Origin of the sequence: Streptomyces sp. NPDC096105, from assembly GCF_044763335.1 — a bacterium.
GTDB lineage: Bacteria > Actinomycetota > Actinomycetes > Streptomycetales > Streptomycetaceae > Streptomyces.
Genome location: NZ_JBIWGC010000037.1, coordinates 1 through 14,456 on the forward strand (window position 1 = coordinate 1; position 14,456 = coordinate 14,456).

A 14,456-nucleotide genomic window follows, 5' to 3' on the forward strand; every position below is an offset into this window, starting at 1 on the left:
CGGCGATCGAGAACCGGCGCTGGGAACGTCCCCTCACTCGGATCACGGGCGTGTGCCCGCGCCTTGCCCAGGTGCGGGAGGTGGGCGGCGTCATCAAGAAGCCGGCTTCGTCCTCGAAGACGATCCAGCCGCCGAGCGCCGCCGCGGCCCTTTTGCCCGGGGCCAGGTCTCCTTCACCCAGCCGGCGACCGCGTCCTCGTCACGCTCGATCGCCCGTCGGGCCGGAACCTGGTGACTCCACCCGTGACGCCGGAGCATCCGCGCGATGGCCGAGAGCGCGAGGGTCCGGTGGAACCGGCGCCCGATCAGCGTCTTGATCCTGGCCAGGGTCCAGGTCTGGTCCGGCCGTGGGCGACCGGCCCCTTGGCCAGCTCCTGCTCCAGAACCGCGAACAGGGCCTCGTCCAGCTTGGGACGGGCGGCCGATCCCTTGGAGTGCAGCGTCTGCCGGCCGCCTTCCTGCCAGGAACGGCGCCAGCGCTGAACCGAGCGCACACTGACCCGCAGCTCCTTCGCCACCGCCGCATTGTCCTGTCCTTCAGCGAACATCTCGGCCGCCTCCATACGGATGCGTTCGCGAAACGCCCGCCGCTCGGCGGTCAGGCCGCCACCTTGCGGATACCTCACAGTTCCGGCATACCGCGGCAATCGTCACTTGTCAGCCTCGCGACATCACGCCGACAAGCTCAGCAGAGGACCCGACCCTGGTGGTCCTGGACACCCAGAGTGTCCACGTGGCCGCCGGGGTCCCCGCCTCCACGACCGGCCATGATGCGGCCAAGCGGGTGCCCGGCCGTAAGCGAGGCCTGGCCGTGGATGTCCTCGGCCTGGTCATCGCGGTCGTCGTCCTCGCCGCGAACACCCATGACAACGCGGCCGGTATCGTCCTGCTGGACCAGGTTGCCGAGCACGCCGGCGGCGCCGTCCGCAAAGCCCTGGCCGACCAGGGCTTCAAGAACCAGGTCGTCGCGCACGGCGCCGGCCTGGGTATCGACGTCGAGATCGTCGCACGCGACCCGTAGGTCAAGGGGTTCGTGCCGCAGCCGAAGCGGTGGAGGGTCGAGCAGACCTACGGGATCCTGATACTGCACCGGCGCCTGGTCCGCGACTACGAGCACCAGCCCTCCTCGTCCGCCTCCCGCGTCTACTGGGCGATGACCCACGTCATGACCCGACGCCTCACCGGCGCGAACGCCCCCACCTGGCGCGAGACGCAGGCGGTGTCAGCGTGAACCTTCAGCCCCTGCTCGACGCCCTGGGCCTCCAGGAAGACGCCGCCCGGGCCCTGGCCGGTGACCTCCGCGCACAGATCGACGACCTACAGACCCGGCTGCGGGAGGCCGAGACCCACCTCGAGCACCTCGCGATCACCCGTAAGACCGTCACCGGCCTCGCCGACCGGCTCCCGGACGTCGCACCGGACCTGCCCGAGCACCCGGACTACCCCCGAATCCTCGACGCCTTCAACCAGACGACCGGACCGCTACGGGCCAAGGACGTCTGCGAAGCCCTCGGCCACGAACTGCTGCCGAAGAACGTCGAAGGCACCCGTGCCAAGCTGAAACGCCTGGTCAAACTTGGGATCCTCACCGAGGCCGACACCGGCAACTTCGCCAGGAAGCAATAGCCGACGGAACCCCCACCAGCGACCTCGCTGCAACCTCAACCGGAAACGGACATCAACTTACGAACCGCCCACTTACGCCGGCCTCGCCCCGACCACGAAGTCCTCGGGCACCTCCATCCACGGCGAACACGCACCCCGAGGCGGAAACCGCCAGCTCAAACGCGCCATGTTCCTGTTCGCCTTCGCCTGCATGAACGCCGATCCCGCCTCCCGCACCTACTACGACCGCCAGCGAGCCCGCGGCAAGACCCACACCCAGGCCCTCCTCCGCCTCGCCCGCCAGCGCATCAGCGTCCTGTTCGCCATGCTCCGCGACGGCACCTTCTACGAACCCCGCACGCCCGCGAACGTCGAACTCGCCGCATGACCCCAGCAAGACCAAATCACCCCAACCCCGACAGGGGCGCCTTGACGAAAGACATAGAGGCACCCCCCGCGTCCGCGGGGGTGTTCCGGAGCACCCCCAGCCGTGAGCAACACTCCCGGCGTCCTCCCCGCCGACGCGGGGGTATTCCGCCGGGGTCCGTCGCGGCCGCGGGGGAGATCGTGGCGTAGGGGGGAGTGGTCGTTTCGGAAGGTCCTTGCTCGCGGGGCGGCCCACCGGGGGCGGTGCGGCCCGTGCCGCGCAGTGACCGGACCTGGTCCACCCCCTACCCGGGTATCACCGCGTCTTGGCTCCCTGGTGTGACGCCCCGGCGCCCACCGCGTCTCTACCTTCTCGTCTTCCCACGGACGAGACGGAGGGAGACGGATGGATGCGCCGCTTCAGGACGTTGCCGACCACCGCTGTAGTGACCACGCGTGCCGACAGCACACGGCGAAGCTCGCCTCCGCCGCACCCCGAGAACGCCACCGCGCGACAAGCCCCACCGGACGCGGGCAGCGAGTTCACGCCGCTGCTGCGTGACGTCAAGGGACAGGGGCTGCTCGACCGGCGCCCCGGCTGGTACGCGCACACCATCGCGACCAACGCACTGGGTCTTGCCGCCATCGTCACCGGCATGGCGCTCATCGGCGGCTCCTGGTGGGTCGTCGCGCTGGCCTCCGTCCTCGCCGTCCTGTGTGCCCGCCCGGCGTTCATCGGCCACGACGCGGGCCATGCCCAGATCAGCGGCAACCGCGCCACCAACCGCCGTATCGGGCTCATCCACGGCAACCTGCTGCTGGGAACACCTGCGGCTCCAGATCCTCACGTCCCGCAACGTCAGGGGCAGCTTCCTCACCGGCTGGTTCCTCTGGGGCCTCAACTACCAGATCGAGCACCACCTGTTCCCCAGCATGCCCCGCCCGCACCTGAGGCTCGCCCAGTCCATGGTGAAGGCACGCTGCCGTGACCTCGGCATCCCCTACGCGGAGACCGACCTCGTCGACTCCTGCCGTCAAGCCCTGCGGCACATGTACGAAGTGGGAGAACCGCTGCGTGCCGACATCTGAGGAGCCGACGCCTTGCGCCACTCCGGACGCCGTCGCGGCGCACATAGGCTGGTGCGCATGACCTCAGTGGAGGAGGAACGCCCGCGCGCACTGCTCGCGGGGGCCTCGCGGCGATGGGTGCGGCTGCTGCCATGGGCCGTGGCGTTCGTGCTGTGCGTCGCCCTGCTGCCCACGACCATCGTGGTCCTCACCGCCGACTACGGCCTGACCGGAGGCGTCGCTGGCGGGTTGGCCGTCGCGCAGGCCGCGCCGCTGCTGCTCGCCGTCGTACGGCCGCTGCAGGCCTGGTACGTGGTCTTCGTCGCGGACGTCGCCGGGGCGCTCGCCCTGCTCACCGTCGACTTCCAGGAGCGGCTGCTGTGGCCGTTCCCGCCCATGGAGATCGTCGGGTACGTCGGCCTCTGCCTCGCCCTGGGGCTGCGCGAGCGACGCCGGACACTGCTGCTGGTGTGGCTGGCCACGGCCACCGCGAACGTGGCCCTGGGGTTCGTCGCGCCCCATGGCTTCGGCGCCATGGGCCTGCTGTTCACCATCCTCGGGGGCGTCGCGCTCCTGCTGGGCGGTGCGCTGCACGAGCGGTCCGAGGTGCAGCGCAGGCTGGTCGAGCAGGAGACGATCAGCGAGGCCGAACGTGGCCGGCGGACGCTGCTGGAGGAGCGCGCCCGGATCGCCCGCGAGCTGCACGACGTGGTGGCACACCACATGTCCGTCATCACGGTGCAGGCGGACACCGCGGAGTACCGCCTCGACAGGCTGCCGCCGGACGTGCGGGAGGAGTTCACGTCCATCGCGGCGACCGCGCGCGAGTCGCTCGGCGAGATGCGACGGCTCCTCGGCGTGCTGCGCAATGAGGAGGCACACGGCGAGCTCGTGCCCCAGCCGGGCCTGGCGCAGATCGGGCAGCTGGTGGAAGTGACGGCGAGGGCCCGCGGGCCGGTGGAGTTCACCCCCTGCGACGTCGAGGTGCCCGAGGCGGTCGGCCTGTCCGTGTACCGGATTGTCCAGGAGGCTCTCTCGAACGTCGTGCGGCACGCGCCGGGTGCCCGCACGCAGGTGTCGCTGTCGGTGACGGAGTCCGATCCGCAGGACGGTGCGCGGCTCACCGTCCTGGTCGTCAACGGACCGCCGCCCCAGCCACCCGACGGGCCGCTCGAGGTGGGCGACACCGGGCACGGCCTCGTCGGCATGCGCGAGCGGGTGCGGCTCGTCGGCGGCAGCCTCGACACGGGGCCGCTACCGGACGGCGGCTTCCGGGTCGCCGCCCAACTTCCCCTGAACTTCCTTGGCTGAAAAGGACTTCACATGACGACGCGCGTCATCATCGTCGACGACCAGGCCATGGTGCGGGCCGGCTTCGCCGCCCTGCTGGCCGCCCAGAGCGACATCGACGTGGTGGGCGAGGCCCCCGACGGCGCGCAGGGCGTCGAGCTGAGCCGGCGTACCCACCCGGACGTCGTGCTGATGGACGTGCGGATGCCCGAGATGGACGGGCTGGAGGCCGCACGCCGCCTCCTGGAGCCGGCACCCGGTGTGGCACACCGGCCGCGCGTCCTGATGCTCACCACCTTCGACGTCGACGACTACGTCTACGAGGCGCTCCGGGCGGGCGCGAGCGGCTTCCTCCTCAAGGATGCGCCGCCGGCCGACCTCATCGCGGCGGTCCGCGTCGTGGCCTCGGGCGACGCGCTGCTCGCCCCTTCCGTGACGCGCCGCCTCATCGCGGACTTCGCCAAGCAGCGTCCCGCCGTCCGGGGCAAGCCCGCGCTGCGGCTCAAAGGCCTGACGGAACGCGAGACCGAGGTCCTCACGCTGGTGGCCCGCGGGCAGTCGAACGGGGAGATCGCGCAGACGCTGGTGCTGGCTGAGCAGACGGTGAAGACGCACGTCAGCCGCGTCCTGACCAAGCTTGACCTGCGCGACCGCGCCCAGGCGGTGGTCTTCGCCTACGAGTCGGGGCTGGTCGCTCCGGGCGAGTAGGACCACCCCCGCCCCCTACCGCGGTAGCACCCCCACATTGGCTCCCCGGTATGACGCCCGGCGCTCAGCCGTCCCCGCACTCTTCACCCGTCACAGAAAGTGCACATGAGAGGGAGACGGGACATGAAGCTACGCAGGGGCAAGCGGCAGAAGGCGGACAACCGGCCCAAGGCCCCGGCCGCCACGCCCGGTCTCGCCGTCGAACTGCGCGACGTCCGGCGGCAGTACGGCCACGGGGCGGGCACGGTGCACGCCCTCGCGGGCATCGACCTCGCCCTGCCGCGCGGCACGTTCACCGCGGTCATGGGCCCGTCCGGGTCAGGCAAGTCCACCTTCCTGCAGTGCGCTGCCGGGCTCGACCGGCCGTCGGCGGGATCCGTGCGCCTCGGCGGCACGGAGATCACCGGCATGAGTGAGAACGAGCTCACCGAGCTGCGCCGCAGCCGCCTCGGCTTCGTCTTCCAGGCGTTCAACCTGCTGCCGTCGCTGACCGTGGAGCAGAACGTGCTGCTGCCTATACGCCTGGCCGGGCAGCGCCAGGACCGGCGCCGGGCGGCCGCGGTGCTCGCCCGGGTCGGACTCGCCGACAAGGCGAAGCGCCGGCCCGGAGAGCTCTCCGGCGGTCAGCAGCAACGCGTGGCCGTCGCCCGCGCCCTGGTCACCAGCCCCGACGTGATCTTCGCGGACGAACCCACCGGCGCACTCGACACCGGCACCGCCGCCGAGGTCCTCGGCCTGCTGCGCAACGCGGTGGACGCTCTGGGCGCCACCGTTGTCATGGTCACCCACGACCCGGCCGCGGCCGCCTGGGCCGACCGTGTGCTGTTCCTCGCCGACGGCGCCTTCGCCGACCACCTCGAGCGCGGTTCGGCGGAGCAGATCGCGGCACGGATGGCCGTGCTCACCTCGCGCACCTCCCGCTCCGGTGCGATGGCGGGGGTGGCGGCATGAGGCGCCCCAACGGACTCGCCCGTGAGGCCGTCCGCTTCAAGCCCGCGTCCTTCGCGGGGACCTTCCTCGCGCTGCTGATGTCCGCACTGATCGTCTCGGCCTGCGGAATCCTGCTCGAGACCAGCCTGCGCGCCTCCGTGCCGCCGGAACGGTACGCGAACGCGCCGGTCGTCGCGGCGGCGGACCAGAACAAGTACGTCGTCACCGGCAGCGGCGAGGACCGCGAGAAGGAGGCGACGCCCCTGCCGGACACGGCACGGATGGACGCCGGGCTGGCTGTGAAGGCCGCCGGGGCGCCGGGTGCGGCCACCGCCGTCGCGGACTTCACCTTCCCGGTGCGCGCGACGGACGCCGGCGCCCGTGCACTGAATGTTCCGGGAGGTGTGCTCACCGCGCACGGATGGGGCTCGCACACCTTCACCGGCACCTCGCTGACCACCGGCTCCGCACCCCGCGAGGGGGAAGTCGTCCTCGACGCGGGAACGGCCCGCGCCGCGCACGCCGCGGTCGGCGACACCGTCGTACTGGAGACCGCCGCCGGCCGGCAGGACTTCCGCGTCGCTGGCGTCGCCGAGGCCGGCCCCGCGGAGACCGCCCGCGACTCCGGCGACGCGGGCGCCCTGACCTGGTTCGCCGACACCCAGGCCCCCGTGCTCGCCGGGCATCCCGGCAAGGCCGACGCCGTCATCGTGCTGGCGGAGGACGGCACCGACGCCGACGCCCTCGCCGGCGCCGTGAAGCAGGCCCTGGCCGGCTCCGGCGTCCAGGTCCACACCGGCGACGACCGCGGTGCCGTCGAGGACCCGGGCCTCGGATACGCCAAGGTGATGCTCTTCGGAATCGGCGGCTCCTTCGGCGGCATCGCCGCCATCGTCGCGGTCTTCACGGCCGCCGGAACCGTCGCGCTCTCGGTCGGTCAGCGGGCCCGCGAGTTCGCCCTGCTGCGCGCCGTCGGCGCCACCCCGCGGCAGGTCCGCCGCGCGGTCGCCTCCGAAGCACTGCTCGTCGCGCCGCTCGCCGGGATCATCGGCTGCCTGCCCGGCATCGGGCTCGCCCACTGGTGGTTCGGGCAGCTCCAGGACCGGGGCACCATCCCGCGCGCCGTGGACCTGCACGTCTCCGGGCTTCCGCTGCTCGCCGCCGTCGTCATGGGGCTGCTCACCGCGCTCGGCGCAGGCTGGACGGCCGGGCGCCGGCCCGCGAAGATCAAGCCCGGACAGGCGCTGTCGGACGCGTCGGTGGAGCGGCTGCGGCCCGGTCTGGTCCGTACCCTCCTCGGCGTCGGCGCCCTCGTCGGAGGCACGATCCTCACCGGCGTGTCCGCCCGCTCCGCCGGGGACGACGCGGCCGGCGCCGCCCTCGGCGTCGTCATGCTCTTCATGCTCGCCGTCGGGCTGCTCGGCCCGCTGGTGGCACGGCTGTGCGCCGGCCTGTTCGGCCTCCCGCTGCGCGGCGCGGGCCCGTCCGCCGAGCTCGCGGCCGTCAACTCCCGTACCAACGCCCGCCGCCTCGCCTCCGCGATCACCCCGATCGTGCTCGCCGTGGCCTTCTCCTCGACCCTCGTGTTCATGCACACGAGCGAGACCCACGCCGCCGACAAGCAGCTGCGCGCGGGCATCACCGCGGACCACGTGGTGACGGACCCGGCCGGGCTCCCGGTGGACGCGGCGGCACGCGCCGCCCGCGCGCCGGGCGTGGAGGCGGCCGTCGGGCTGCTGAACACGCAGGTGCTGGTGCCGACCGGCTCCGGCGAGTTCAAGTCGCTCCAGGGCGCGGCCACCCAGGGCGTCACCGGCTCTGGCGCCGAGCTGGCGAAGGTGCAGGACCTGGACGTACGCGACGGCAGCCTCGACCGGCTCGGCGAGGGGCGTATCGCCATCGGCAAGAACCTGGCGACCTCGGCGGACGCCGGTGTCGGCGACCGGCTCCCGCTCTACCTCCCCGACGGGACGGAGGTCAGCCCCGAGATCGTCGCGGTCTACGACCGCGGCCTCGGCCTGGCCACGGTGACCATGGACCGGGCGTCCCTGGCCGGGCACGTCACCTCGGGCTTCGACAGCACGCTCCTGGTACGGGGCGGCTCGGAGAAGTCGCTCACCGCCCTGGGCGAGGTCACCGATGCCTCCGGCTACGCCACCGAGCAGAACCGCGACGCGAAGCTGGGCGCCTGGATGAACAACACCATGGCCGCGGTCCTCGGCGGGTTCGCCGCCGTCGCCGCGGTCAACACCCTGGTGATGACGGTCCTGGACCGCCGCCGCGAGCTGGGCATGCTGCGCCTCGTCGGCTCCACCCGGCGTCAGGTGATGACGATGCTCCGCTGGGAGGGCCTGCTGGTCGCCGTGGTGGGCCTGGTCCTCGGCTCCGCGATCGCCGCGGCCACGCTGATCCCGATGATGAGCGGCGTGACCGGTGACATGCCGTACGTGCCTCCGCTGGCGTATGGATGCTTCGCGGTCGCCACCGGCGGCCTGGCCCTGCTGGCGGTCACACTGCCGGCCCGGGCCGCGCTGCACCGCTGGTCCTAGTACTCCAGCCGCACTTCGCTATTCCTGCTGGTCAGGGGCGTCAAACCGAGTCTACTGACCTGTCGTGAGACCGGGTGGCGGAAGTTCGTAACCTCTACAGCGGCGCTTGCAGTGGCACCGTTGGGCGGTTGCCTGGTGGCGACGTCGCCAGTGTGACCACTTCAGTGCGCGTTCGATGCGTCGGCGCTGAGGCGGCGACGGGCAGTGAGCTGCCAGGAGCCGCCGGACTTCCGCCACGGTGAGGGTCGTGAGGGCGCCGGAACCGTTTCTGCTGCCCCCTTTTCGGTCCCGGCTGCGGCGGCCATGGCGGCGAGGAAGGTGTGAGCGAGCATGGCCAGGGTGATGTGCCGGTACCAGCCTGGATAGCGGCGGACCTCGTACTCGTCCAGGCCGCACTCGTTCTTCGCGGCCTGGAAGCACTCCTCGATCGCCCACCGGCTGCCGGCGACGCGGACGAGTTCGGCAACGGCGGTGCCGGCTGGCGCGTAGGCGAGGTAGTAGGCGATCTCCTGGGGCGGGTCAGGCTGCGGCGGGCCAGTACCCACCGGTCGTGGGTGGGGTTCTCGCCGTCGAAGTCCGGGACGGAGGGCAGCTTCGCCGCGGCCCAGTCGTAGACGCGGGGTCCCTTCGCGCCGTTCCCGCACGAGTGGCGTTCCCAGGCGTCGTCCGGCGCCTGGGCTATCGCGAAGTCGATGCGGCCCGCGAGCGTGTGCTGGGACTTCGGCACGGCCAGGACGTAGCCGACACCGGCTTCCTCCAGCATCCGCCGCAGCCGCCATTCCTGGCCATAGGCCGAGTCCGCGGTCACCCAGGCGATCGGCAGCGGCGACGCCAGGGCCCGCTGGATCATGTCCTTGGCCAGGTCGCCCTTGGTCGCGAAATCACGGTCCTCGGGTATCTTCGCCGCCCGGCAGCGGTCCCGGTCGCCCGTCCAGGACTTCGGCAGATACAACTCCCGGTCCACCAGAGCCCGTCCGCGCGAGGAGGCGTAGGCGGCGAAGACCCCTATCTGACAGTTCTCCGTGCGGCCGGCAGTCCCCGAGTACTGGCGTTGCACTCCGACCGAGACCGTGCCCTTCTTCAAAAAGCCGGTGTCATCGACGATCAGCACACCATCCGGGCCGCCGAGTCTCTCGGCCACGAAATTCTGCAGGTCATCACGCACCTCGTCAGGACTCCAGCGAGCCCGGCTGAGCAGGTGCTGCAGACCGTGGGGCGATGAGCGTACTCCGACCCGGTGACATCACTGACGAGATGATCCAGGCCATGGACACCGCCCGGCGTCAGGGACTGCAGAAGGACCTGCGCACCCTCGCGGCTAGCATCCGAGCCGACGCGGAAGGCCGGTACGACAGCGCAGACCCCGGATGGCGTGCTGGAGTCGAGTGGGCGTTGCTGTGGATCGAGAACACCGCCAGCCAGCTGACCGAGGGCCATTCGTAGGGGGTACGGCCGCGCCCGCCGATTTCCCCGCCTGACGATGCCGCGTGACGACGGCGCCCGCCAGCGGCTCGCCCTGGTTGCTGCGCCGCGCACCCGGGGTCCGTGGTCGCGCCCGGGTGCGCGGCCGTTCAGACGGCCCGGTCGACGGGCGCGGCCGCCAGGCGGTCCAGGCGTTCGTACAGGGCCCGTACGAGCCGGGCGCGGTTCTGGGCGCAGCGGGCGGTGCCCTGGATCGGTGGGGAGAGGCGGCCGGCGGCTTCGCGGAGAATGACGTCGGCGAGAGCGCCGCGGCCGTCGTTCTTCGGCAGGGCGGCGGCGTGGCGTTGGACGTCGGCGGCGAGGGCGCGGGCGTGCCCGGTGAGCTGGAGGGCGAACTGCTCGTAGTCGCGGGGCGTGAAGGTTCGGGTCCTGCCACGCGAGGACGGTGGTGACGAGCGCTTCGTACGGGGCTCGGTCCAGCGGCAGTTCGGCGTCGACCAGGCCGTGGGGGTCGTGGAGCACGGTGTAGGTGTCGCTCACCGACGCCTCGCCGCGTCGTCCTGGTCGTGGTCGTCGGTGCGGTCGTCCGGGGCCGCCTGGGCGAGGAAGCGGGCGTAGCCGCGGTCGGCTCGGGCCAGCAGGGCCGGGGAAGGCCGGCCGAAGGCGGAGGGCTTCAGGCCGCGTCCTTCGGGTGCGGGTCCGGCGGGTGTGGGTGCGCTCATGGGCACCGCCTCCGTTCCATGAAGTCCACCGGTCCCAAAAGCGCGCGCACCGTCTCAGCGTCGTCGTCGGAGGTTGCCGGACGGATGAGATACCGCTCCAGCACCACGGCACCGTGGTTGGTGCCAGTCTCGGGGCGTGCTCGCGGTGCATTGCGGCGTTCTGCACGTCGTCGAGAAACTCGTCCCATACCCCCTATCCTCGTCGAGTCCGGGCCCGTCATGTGCAGTGCTGACAGCGCCTTCAGAGAAGGCTGTCAGCTCGTTACGCGACCAGAAGCCGGTCACCGGGCCTTGCACCGTCCGCTCAGACAGGTTCGATGACGATGCACTTCTGTATGTATAGCTCTGTCATGACCTCCGACCAGCGTTCACGGCCAGTGAGGGACCAGCACATGGCCCAAGCTGGAGCATCGGCCATTCGGATCACTGCAGCGAGAGAGTCGAGGATCTTCAGCACGCGCGGAGCACCGAGGGGAACTTTGCCTCCAATGTGCGCTCGGTCGGTCTCGCCCTGGCCGCGCTCCGCGTCCAGGTCCCGGAACCGCGCCAGTGCATCCTCGCTGCGCAGCTCGCCGTTCTGGTGCGTCAGCAGATGCCGCAGCTCCCTGGCCCATGTCACTTCGTCGGTCTCGACCTCGGTTCCGAGTATCTTGTGCGCGGTGACCAGGGTCTTCCAACCCGGCGACTCGAACTTCGGCGGGGAGGCCAGCGTGATGGTGTGCTTCTTGCCGTCCATGGTGAGGGACGAGCCGAGGGCTTCCTGCAACGCCTTCTCCAGGTACACCTCGAACGCGGTGACGGCATTCTTCACGACCGATGCTTCAGTGATCCAGGTGTATTGATCAGAAACTCATAGGGTTCTCGTCCAGGGTGTAACGGACGGTGGGGCCGCCGAAGTAGCCGCGGACGATGTGCGGTTGCCGCTGGCGTCTGCGGAAGAATCGGCGCGTCTCGGCGGCGAGTTCGGTTTGATCGCGGGCCCGGTGCTGCTTGGGCAAGCTGTGCTTGAGGTCGGCGTTGACCAGTTCATCAGGGTTGAGCTCGGGCGAGTACGGCGGCAAGAAGTGCAGCTCGACGTCGTCGGGGTGGGCGGCGAGCCAGGCGCGAACCTTCCTGGAGCGGTGGGCGGAGTGCCCGTCGACCACGAGATGGACCTTGTGGTCGAAGTGGCCGGCGAGCCGGTCCAGGAAGCGGCACATCACCTCGGCGGTGAAGTGCTCGGCGAAGACCATGAAGTGCATCCGGCCCCTGGTGCTGATCGCCGACATGGCGTTCACCGAGAACCGGTTCCCGCTCCGCCGCACCACGGGCGTCCCGCCCTTCTCACCCCAGGTACGGCCGGTGACCTGGTCGGAGCGGATGCCGACCTGGTCGGCGAAGAGGATCTCGCCGCCGTCCTTCTTCGCCCGCGCACGGATCTTCGGCCAGGTCTCCTCGTGCCAGCGCCGGACAGCCTGCGGGTCCTGCTCGACGGCCCGCTTGTCCGGCCGCTGGAACGACAGTCCCCACCGCTTGAGGTACTTGCCCACCCCCGGCTCGGTCAGCCGCACCCGGTACAGCTTCGCGATCAGCTCACCCACCAGCCGCCGCGTCCACAACTGCCCGCTCAGCCCCACGTCACAGGGCCGATGATCCAGGACGGCCTGCCGCACGGCGGCCTGCTCGGCCTCGCCCAGCACCTGATGCACACCCACCGGCTTGCCCCGCGGCCGCACGACCAACGACTCCCGGCCACCGGCCTGCCACTTCGCCCACCAGCCGTCCACCGCCTTCAGCGACACCCCGAACACCGCCGCGACGTCCTCACGGTCCCGCCCCGCCACCAACGCGGCCACTGCCCGCAACCGCAGGGCCTCCCGCGCCGACGGCGACAGATACCGCGCGTCCCCCACCAGATCGCTCACACACCACCAACGACCCAGAACCCGAACCGTTTCGGATCAATACCAGCGCGAGCACTCCGCGAACCGGTCACACCAGCCCTTCTGCCTGCGTCTTCAGGTTGGCGGAGGCTCAGTGAAACGGTCCACCGACCGAGTCGATGGACCGTTCACCACGGCTGAAGGAAATGCAGCCGCGTCAGGCGCGCCCCCTGATTCTTCCCTGCCGGACGGACAGCCCGCTTCCGACGCGCCCTACCACCAGGTCAGAACCCAGACCGGCTCGCGCTTCGGGTTGCAGGTGAACCCGATGGCGGTCCCATTGGCGACCATTCCGTTGCCACGGATGACGCACACCTCGGCGGTGAGGATTTCTTCCTTGTGAATGACCACGGCCGACGCGCTCGATGTACCGGCGATGGACATCATCACGGCAGCCGCGGTGACACCGGCCGCAGCGGTGATCTTACGAAAGCGAGAAGACTTCAATTTTCCCCATTTCACACATGTGATTCCCAGAAGGTTGAGTGCGAGTGGTCCGACCCCGCAGGACGCCGTCAAAAGGTGTTGGTCCACACATACCCTCGGGCGCACCCTCCATCAAAGTCGCACATTTATCGCCTCGACGTGATCACATTAACACACCAACAACCTGAAGATCCTGCAATTCCCCTCGGCGCGCCACGAGTTGACGCGCCGCGAGTCGGCGCGCATCGCGCGGCCCGGAACGCGACCCGCTCCCCGATGGTCGCGCACTGTAAGCGCCCGTACGCATATCCTGAGCGACTCTGTCGGGAATCTTGAGGATTGAGCTCATTTGCCTTGTCGCCACCAGCATTCCCAGGTCAGGTCGCGCGAGTCGGGGTAGAGCTGGAACGCCGTGAGACCTCTGGGGCGGTGATGTGCTCGTGAGGCGAGGCGTTCGATGTTGATGGCGATGCCGGTCAGAACGTGTTGGATGTGGGTCTTTCGGTGGCCGTGGTAGCGGCTGCGGTGGGCTCGGTGGGCGTTGACGAGTTCGCAGATGGTTCCTTCGATGCTGGACCGGGTGGCGTAGAGCCGCTTCCAGCGGGGGTCCTGCTGGTCGGTGCGGTTGGTGGCCTGGAGGGGCGTTGTCACGTTGTTGGGTGCGTGACTGTCTGATGGGGCGTCGGGACGTGGTGGCCGGCGGTCCGGACCTGCGCTCAGGCCGTGGTGGGCAGGTGGGCAGCGCCGGTGACCTGATCCCAGATCGCGAAGCGGATGGTCATCTCGGCGCGGTATCCGGGGGCGGTCATCAGGTGGCGGCGGGGCCGGAAGTGGGGTGAGATACCGCTGAACGCGGACAAGAACCGCTGGGCGGTACCGACGCTGCGGAAGCCCTTCATGGCGCGTTCACGCTGGCGGGTGGGCTGGTGGCTGTTCTCCACCCGGTTGTTGAGGTACTTCGACTGCCGGTGCTCGACGGAGGGCATGACCTCGCGGTGGGCGGCGTCGTAGGAGCGGAGCCTGTCGGTGATGATCACCCGGGGCACCGTGCGGGTCTTCTTCATCAGGCGGCGGAAGAAGCGCCTGGCCGTAACCTTGTCCCGGCGGTTCTGCACGAGGATGTCCAGGACGGTGCCGTCGGCGTCCACGGCCCGCCACAGGTACTTCAGCTCACCGTTGATCCTCACGAAGACCTCGTCCAGGTGCCACTTGTCGCCCGGCCGGGGCTGGCGGCGGCGCAGGCCGTTGGCGTAGGTCTGCCCGAACTTCGCGCACCAGCGCCGGACCGTCTCGTGGGAGACGAGCACGCCGCGCTCGAGCATCAGCTCCTCGACCTCGCGGAAGCTGAGCGGGAAACGGAAGTACAGCCACACGCAGTGCGCGATCACCTCGACCGGGTACCGGTGCCCCTTGTACGACGGCGACGCGGACGACACGAGCGAACCCCT

At 70.5% G+C, this 14,456-nt stretch carries 12 protein-coding genes and 6 pseudogenes; 9 read left to right on the forward strand and 9 right to left on the reverse strand.

Features of this window, described 5'->3' with window-relative positions:
• Positions 1-93: 93 nt before the first annotated feature.
• Positions 94-626: pseudogene (locus ACIQ8B_RS32110) on the reverse strand (winged helix-turn-helix domain-containing protein).
• A gap of 20 nt (positions 627-646) precedes the next feature.
• Between ACIQ8B_RS32110 and ACIQ8B_RS32115 the strand changes: the two are divergent.
• The 8 genes and pseudogenes from ACIQ8B_RS32115 to ACIQ8B_RS32150 all read left to right on the forward strand — a co-directional run.
• Positions 647-1,231 (forward strand): annotated as a pseudogene (locus tag ACIQ8B_RS32115) (transposase); the annotation flags it as partial.
• Positions 1,228-1,626, forward strand: a complete 399-nt coding sequence (locus tag ACIQ8B_RS32120; RefSeq protein WP_403551743.1) for a hypothetical protein — start codon at positions 1,228-1,230, stop codon at positions 1,624-1,626. The pseudogene ACIQ8B_RS32115 and the gene ACIQ8B_RS32120, both read left to right, overlap by 4 nt.
• 70 nt (positions 1,627-1,696) lie before the next feature.
• Positions 1,697-1,993: pseudogene (locus tag ACIQ8B_RS32125) on the forward strand (transposase); the annotation flags it as partial.
• A gap of 388 nt (positions 1,994-2,381) precedes the next feature.
• Positions 2,382-3,060 (forward strand): annotated as a pseudogene (locus ACIQ8B_RS32130) (fatty acid desaturase).
• 57 nt (positions 3,061-3,117) lie between these two features.
• Positions 3,118-4,350: a sensor histidine kinase gene (locus tag ACIQ8B_RS32135; RefSeq protein ID WP_403551745.1), complete on the forward strand. Its 1,233-nt coding sequence runs from the start codon at positions 3,118-3,120 to the stop codon at positions 4,348-4,350.
• 12 nt (positions 4,351-4,362) lie between these two features.
• Positions 4,363-5,037 carry a response regulator transcription factor gene (locus ACIQ8B_RS32140; protein ID WP_106416037.1) on the forward strand — a complete coding sequence of 225 codons (675 nt, stop codon included), beginning with the start codon at positions 4,363-4,365 and terminating at the stop codon, positions 5,035-5,037.
• Positions 5,038-5,160: 123 nt separating this feature from the next.
• Positions 5,161-5,988 carry an ABC transporter ATP-binding protein gene (locus ACIQ8B_RS32145; protein ID WP_403551748.1) on the forward strand — a complete coding sequence of 276 codons (828 nt, stop codon included), beginning with the start codon at positions 5,161-5,163 and terminating at the stop codon, positions 5,986-5,988.
• Positions 5,985-8,516, forward strand: a complete 2,532-nt coding sequence (locus ACIQ8B_RS32150) for an FtsX-like permease family protein (RefSeq protein WP_403551750.1) — start codon at positions 5,985-5,987, stop codon at positions 8,514-8,516. Before ACIQ8B_RS32145 ends, ACIQ8B_RS32150 begins: the two co-directional genes overlap by 4 nt.
• A 161-nt stretch (positions 8,517-8,677) precedes the next feature.
• Here the strand turns inward: ACIQ8B_RS32150 and ACIQ8B_RS32155 are convergent.
• Positions 8,678-9,738: pseudogene (locus tag ACIQ8B_RS32155) on the reverse strand (IS701 family transposase); the annotation flags it as partial.
• Here ACIQ8B_RS32155 and ACIQ8B_RS32160 point away from each other — a divergent pair.
• Entirely contained in the window at positions 9,735-9,959 is a 225-nt protein-coding gene (locus tag ACIQ8B_RS32160; RefSeq protein WP_403551752.1) for a hypothetical protein, read from the forward strand. The pseudogene ACIQ8B_RS32155 and the gene ACIQ8B_RS32160 overlap by 4 nt on opposite strands.
• Positions 9,960-10,087: 128 nt before the next feature.
• Here the strand turns inward: ACIQ8B_RS32160 and ACIQ8B_RS32165 are convergent.
• The 7 genes and pseudogenes from ACIQ8B_RS32165 to ACIQ8B_RS32195 all read right to left on the reverse strand — a co-directional run bounded on the left by ACIQ8B_RS32165 (position 10,088) and on the right by ACIQ8B_RS32195 (position 14,444).
• A pseudogene (locus ACIQ8B_RS32165) lies at positions 10,088-10,478 on the reverse strand (DUF6415 family natural product biosynthesis protein).
• Positions 10,475-10,660, reverse strand: a complete 186-nt coding sequence (locus tag ACIQ8B_RS32170; RefSeq protein WP_365423876.1) for a hypothetical protein — start codon at positions 10,658-10,660, stop codon at positions 10,475-10,477. Before ACIQ8B_RS32170 ends, ACIQ8B_RS32165 begins: the two are co-directional and overlap by 4 nt.
• Before the next feature lie 304 nt (positions 10,661-10,964).
• On the reverse strand, positions 10,965-11,471 hold the full coding sequence (locus tag ACIQ8B_RS32175; protein ID WP_403551755.1) for a hypothetical protein: 507 nt from the start codon (positions 11,469-11,471) through the stop codon (positions 10,965-10,967).
• Positions 11,472-11,502: 31 nt separating this feature from the next.
• On the reverse strand, positions 11,503-12,564 hold the full coding sequence (locus ACIQ8B_RS32180) for an IS630 family transposase (protein ID WP_403551757.1): 1,062 nt from the start codon (positions 12,562-12,564) through the stop codon (positions 11,503-11,505).
• A 231-nt stretch (positions 12,565-12,795) separates the two neighbouring features.
• On the reverse strand, positions 12,796-13,029 hold the full coding sequence (locus ACIQ8B_RS32185) for a hypothetical protein (RefSeq protein ID WP_403551759.1): 234 nt from the start codon (positions 13,027-13,029) through the stop codon (positions 12,796-12,798).
• Between the two features lie 324 nt (positions 13,030-13,353).
• Complete coding sequence (locus ACIQ8B_RS32190; protein WP_106416668.1) at positions 13,354-13,659, reverse strand: transposase; 306 nt, start codon at positions 13,657-13,659, stop codon at positions 13,354-13,356.
• A gap of 65 nt (positions 13,660-13,724) precedes the next feature.
• A complete protein-coding gene (locus ACIQ8B_RS32195; protein ID WP_403551761.1) occupies positions 13,725-14,444 on the reverse strand; it encodes an IS6 family transposase in 720 nt (239 codons plus the stop codon).
• Between the last annotated feature and the right edge of the window lie 12 nt (positions 14,445-14,456).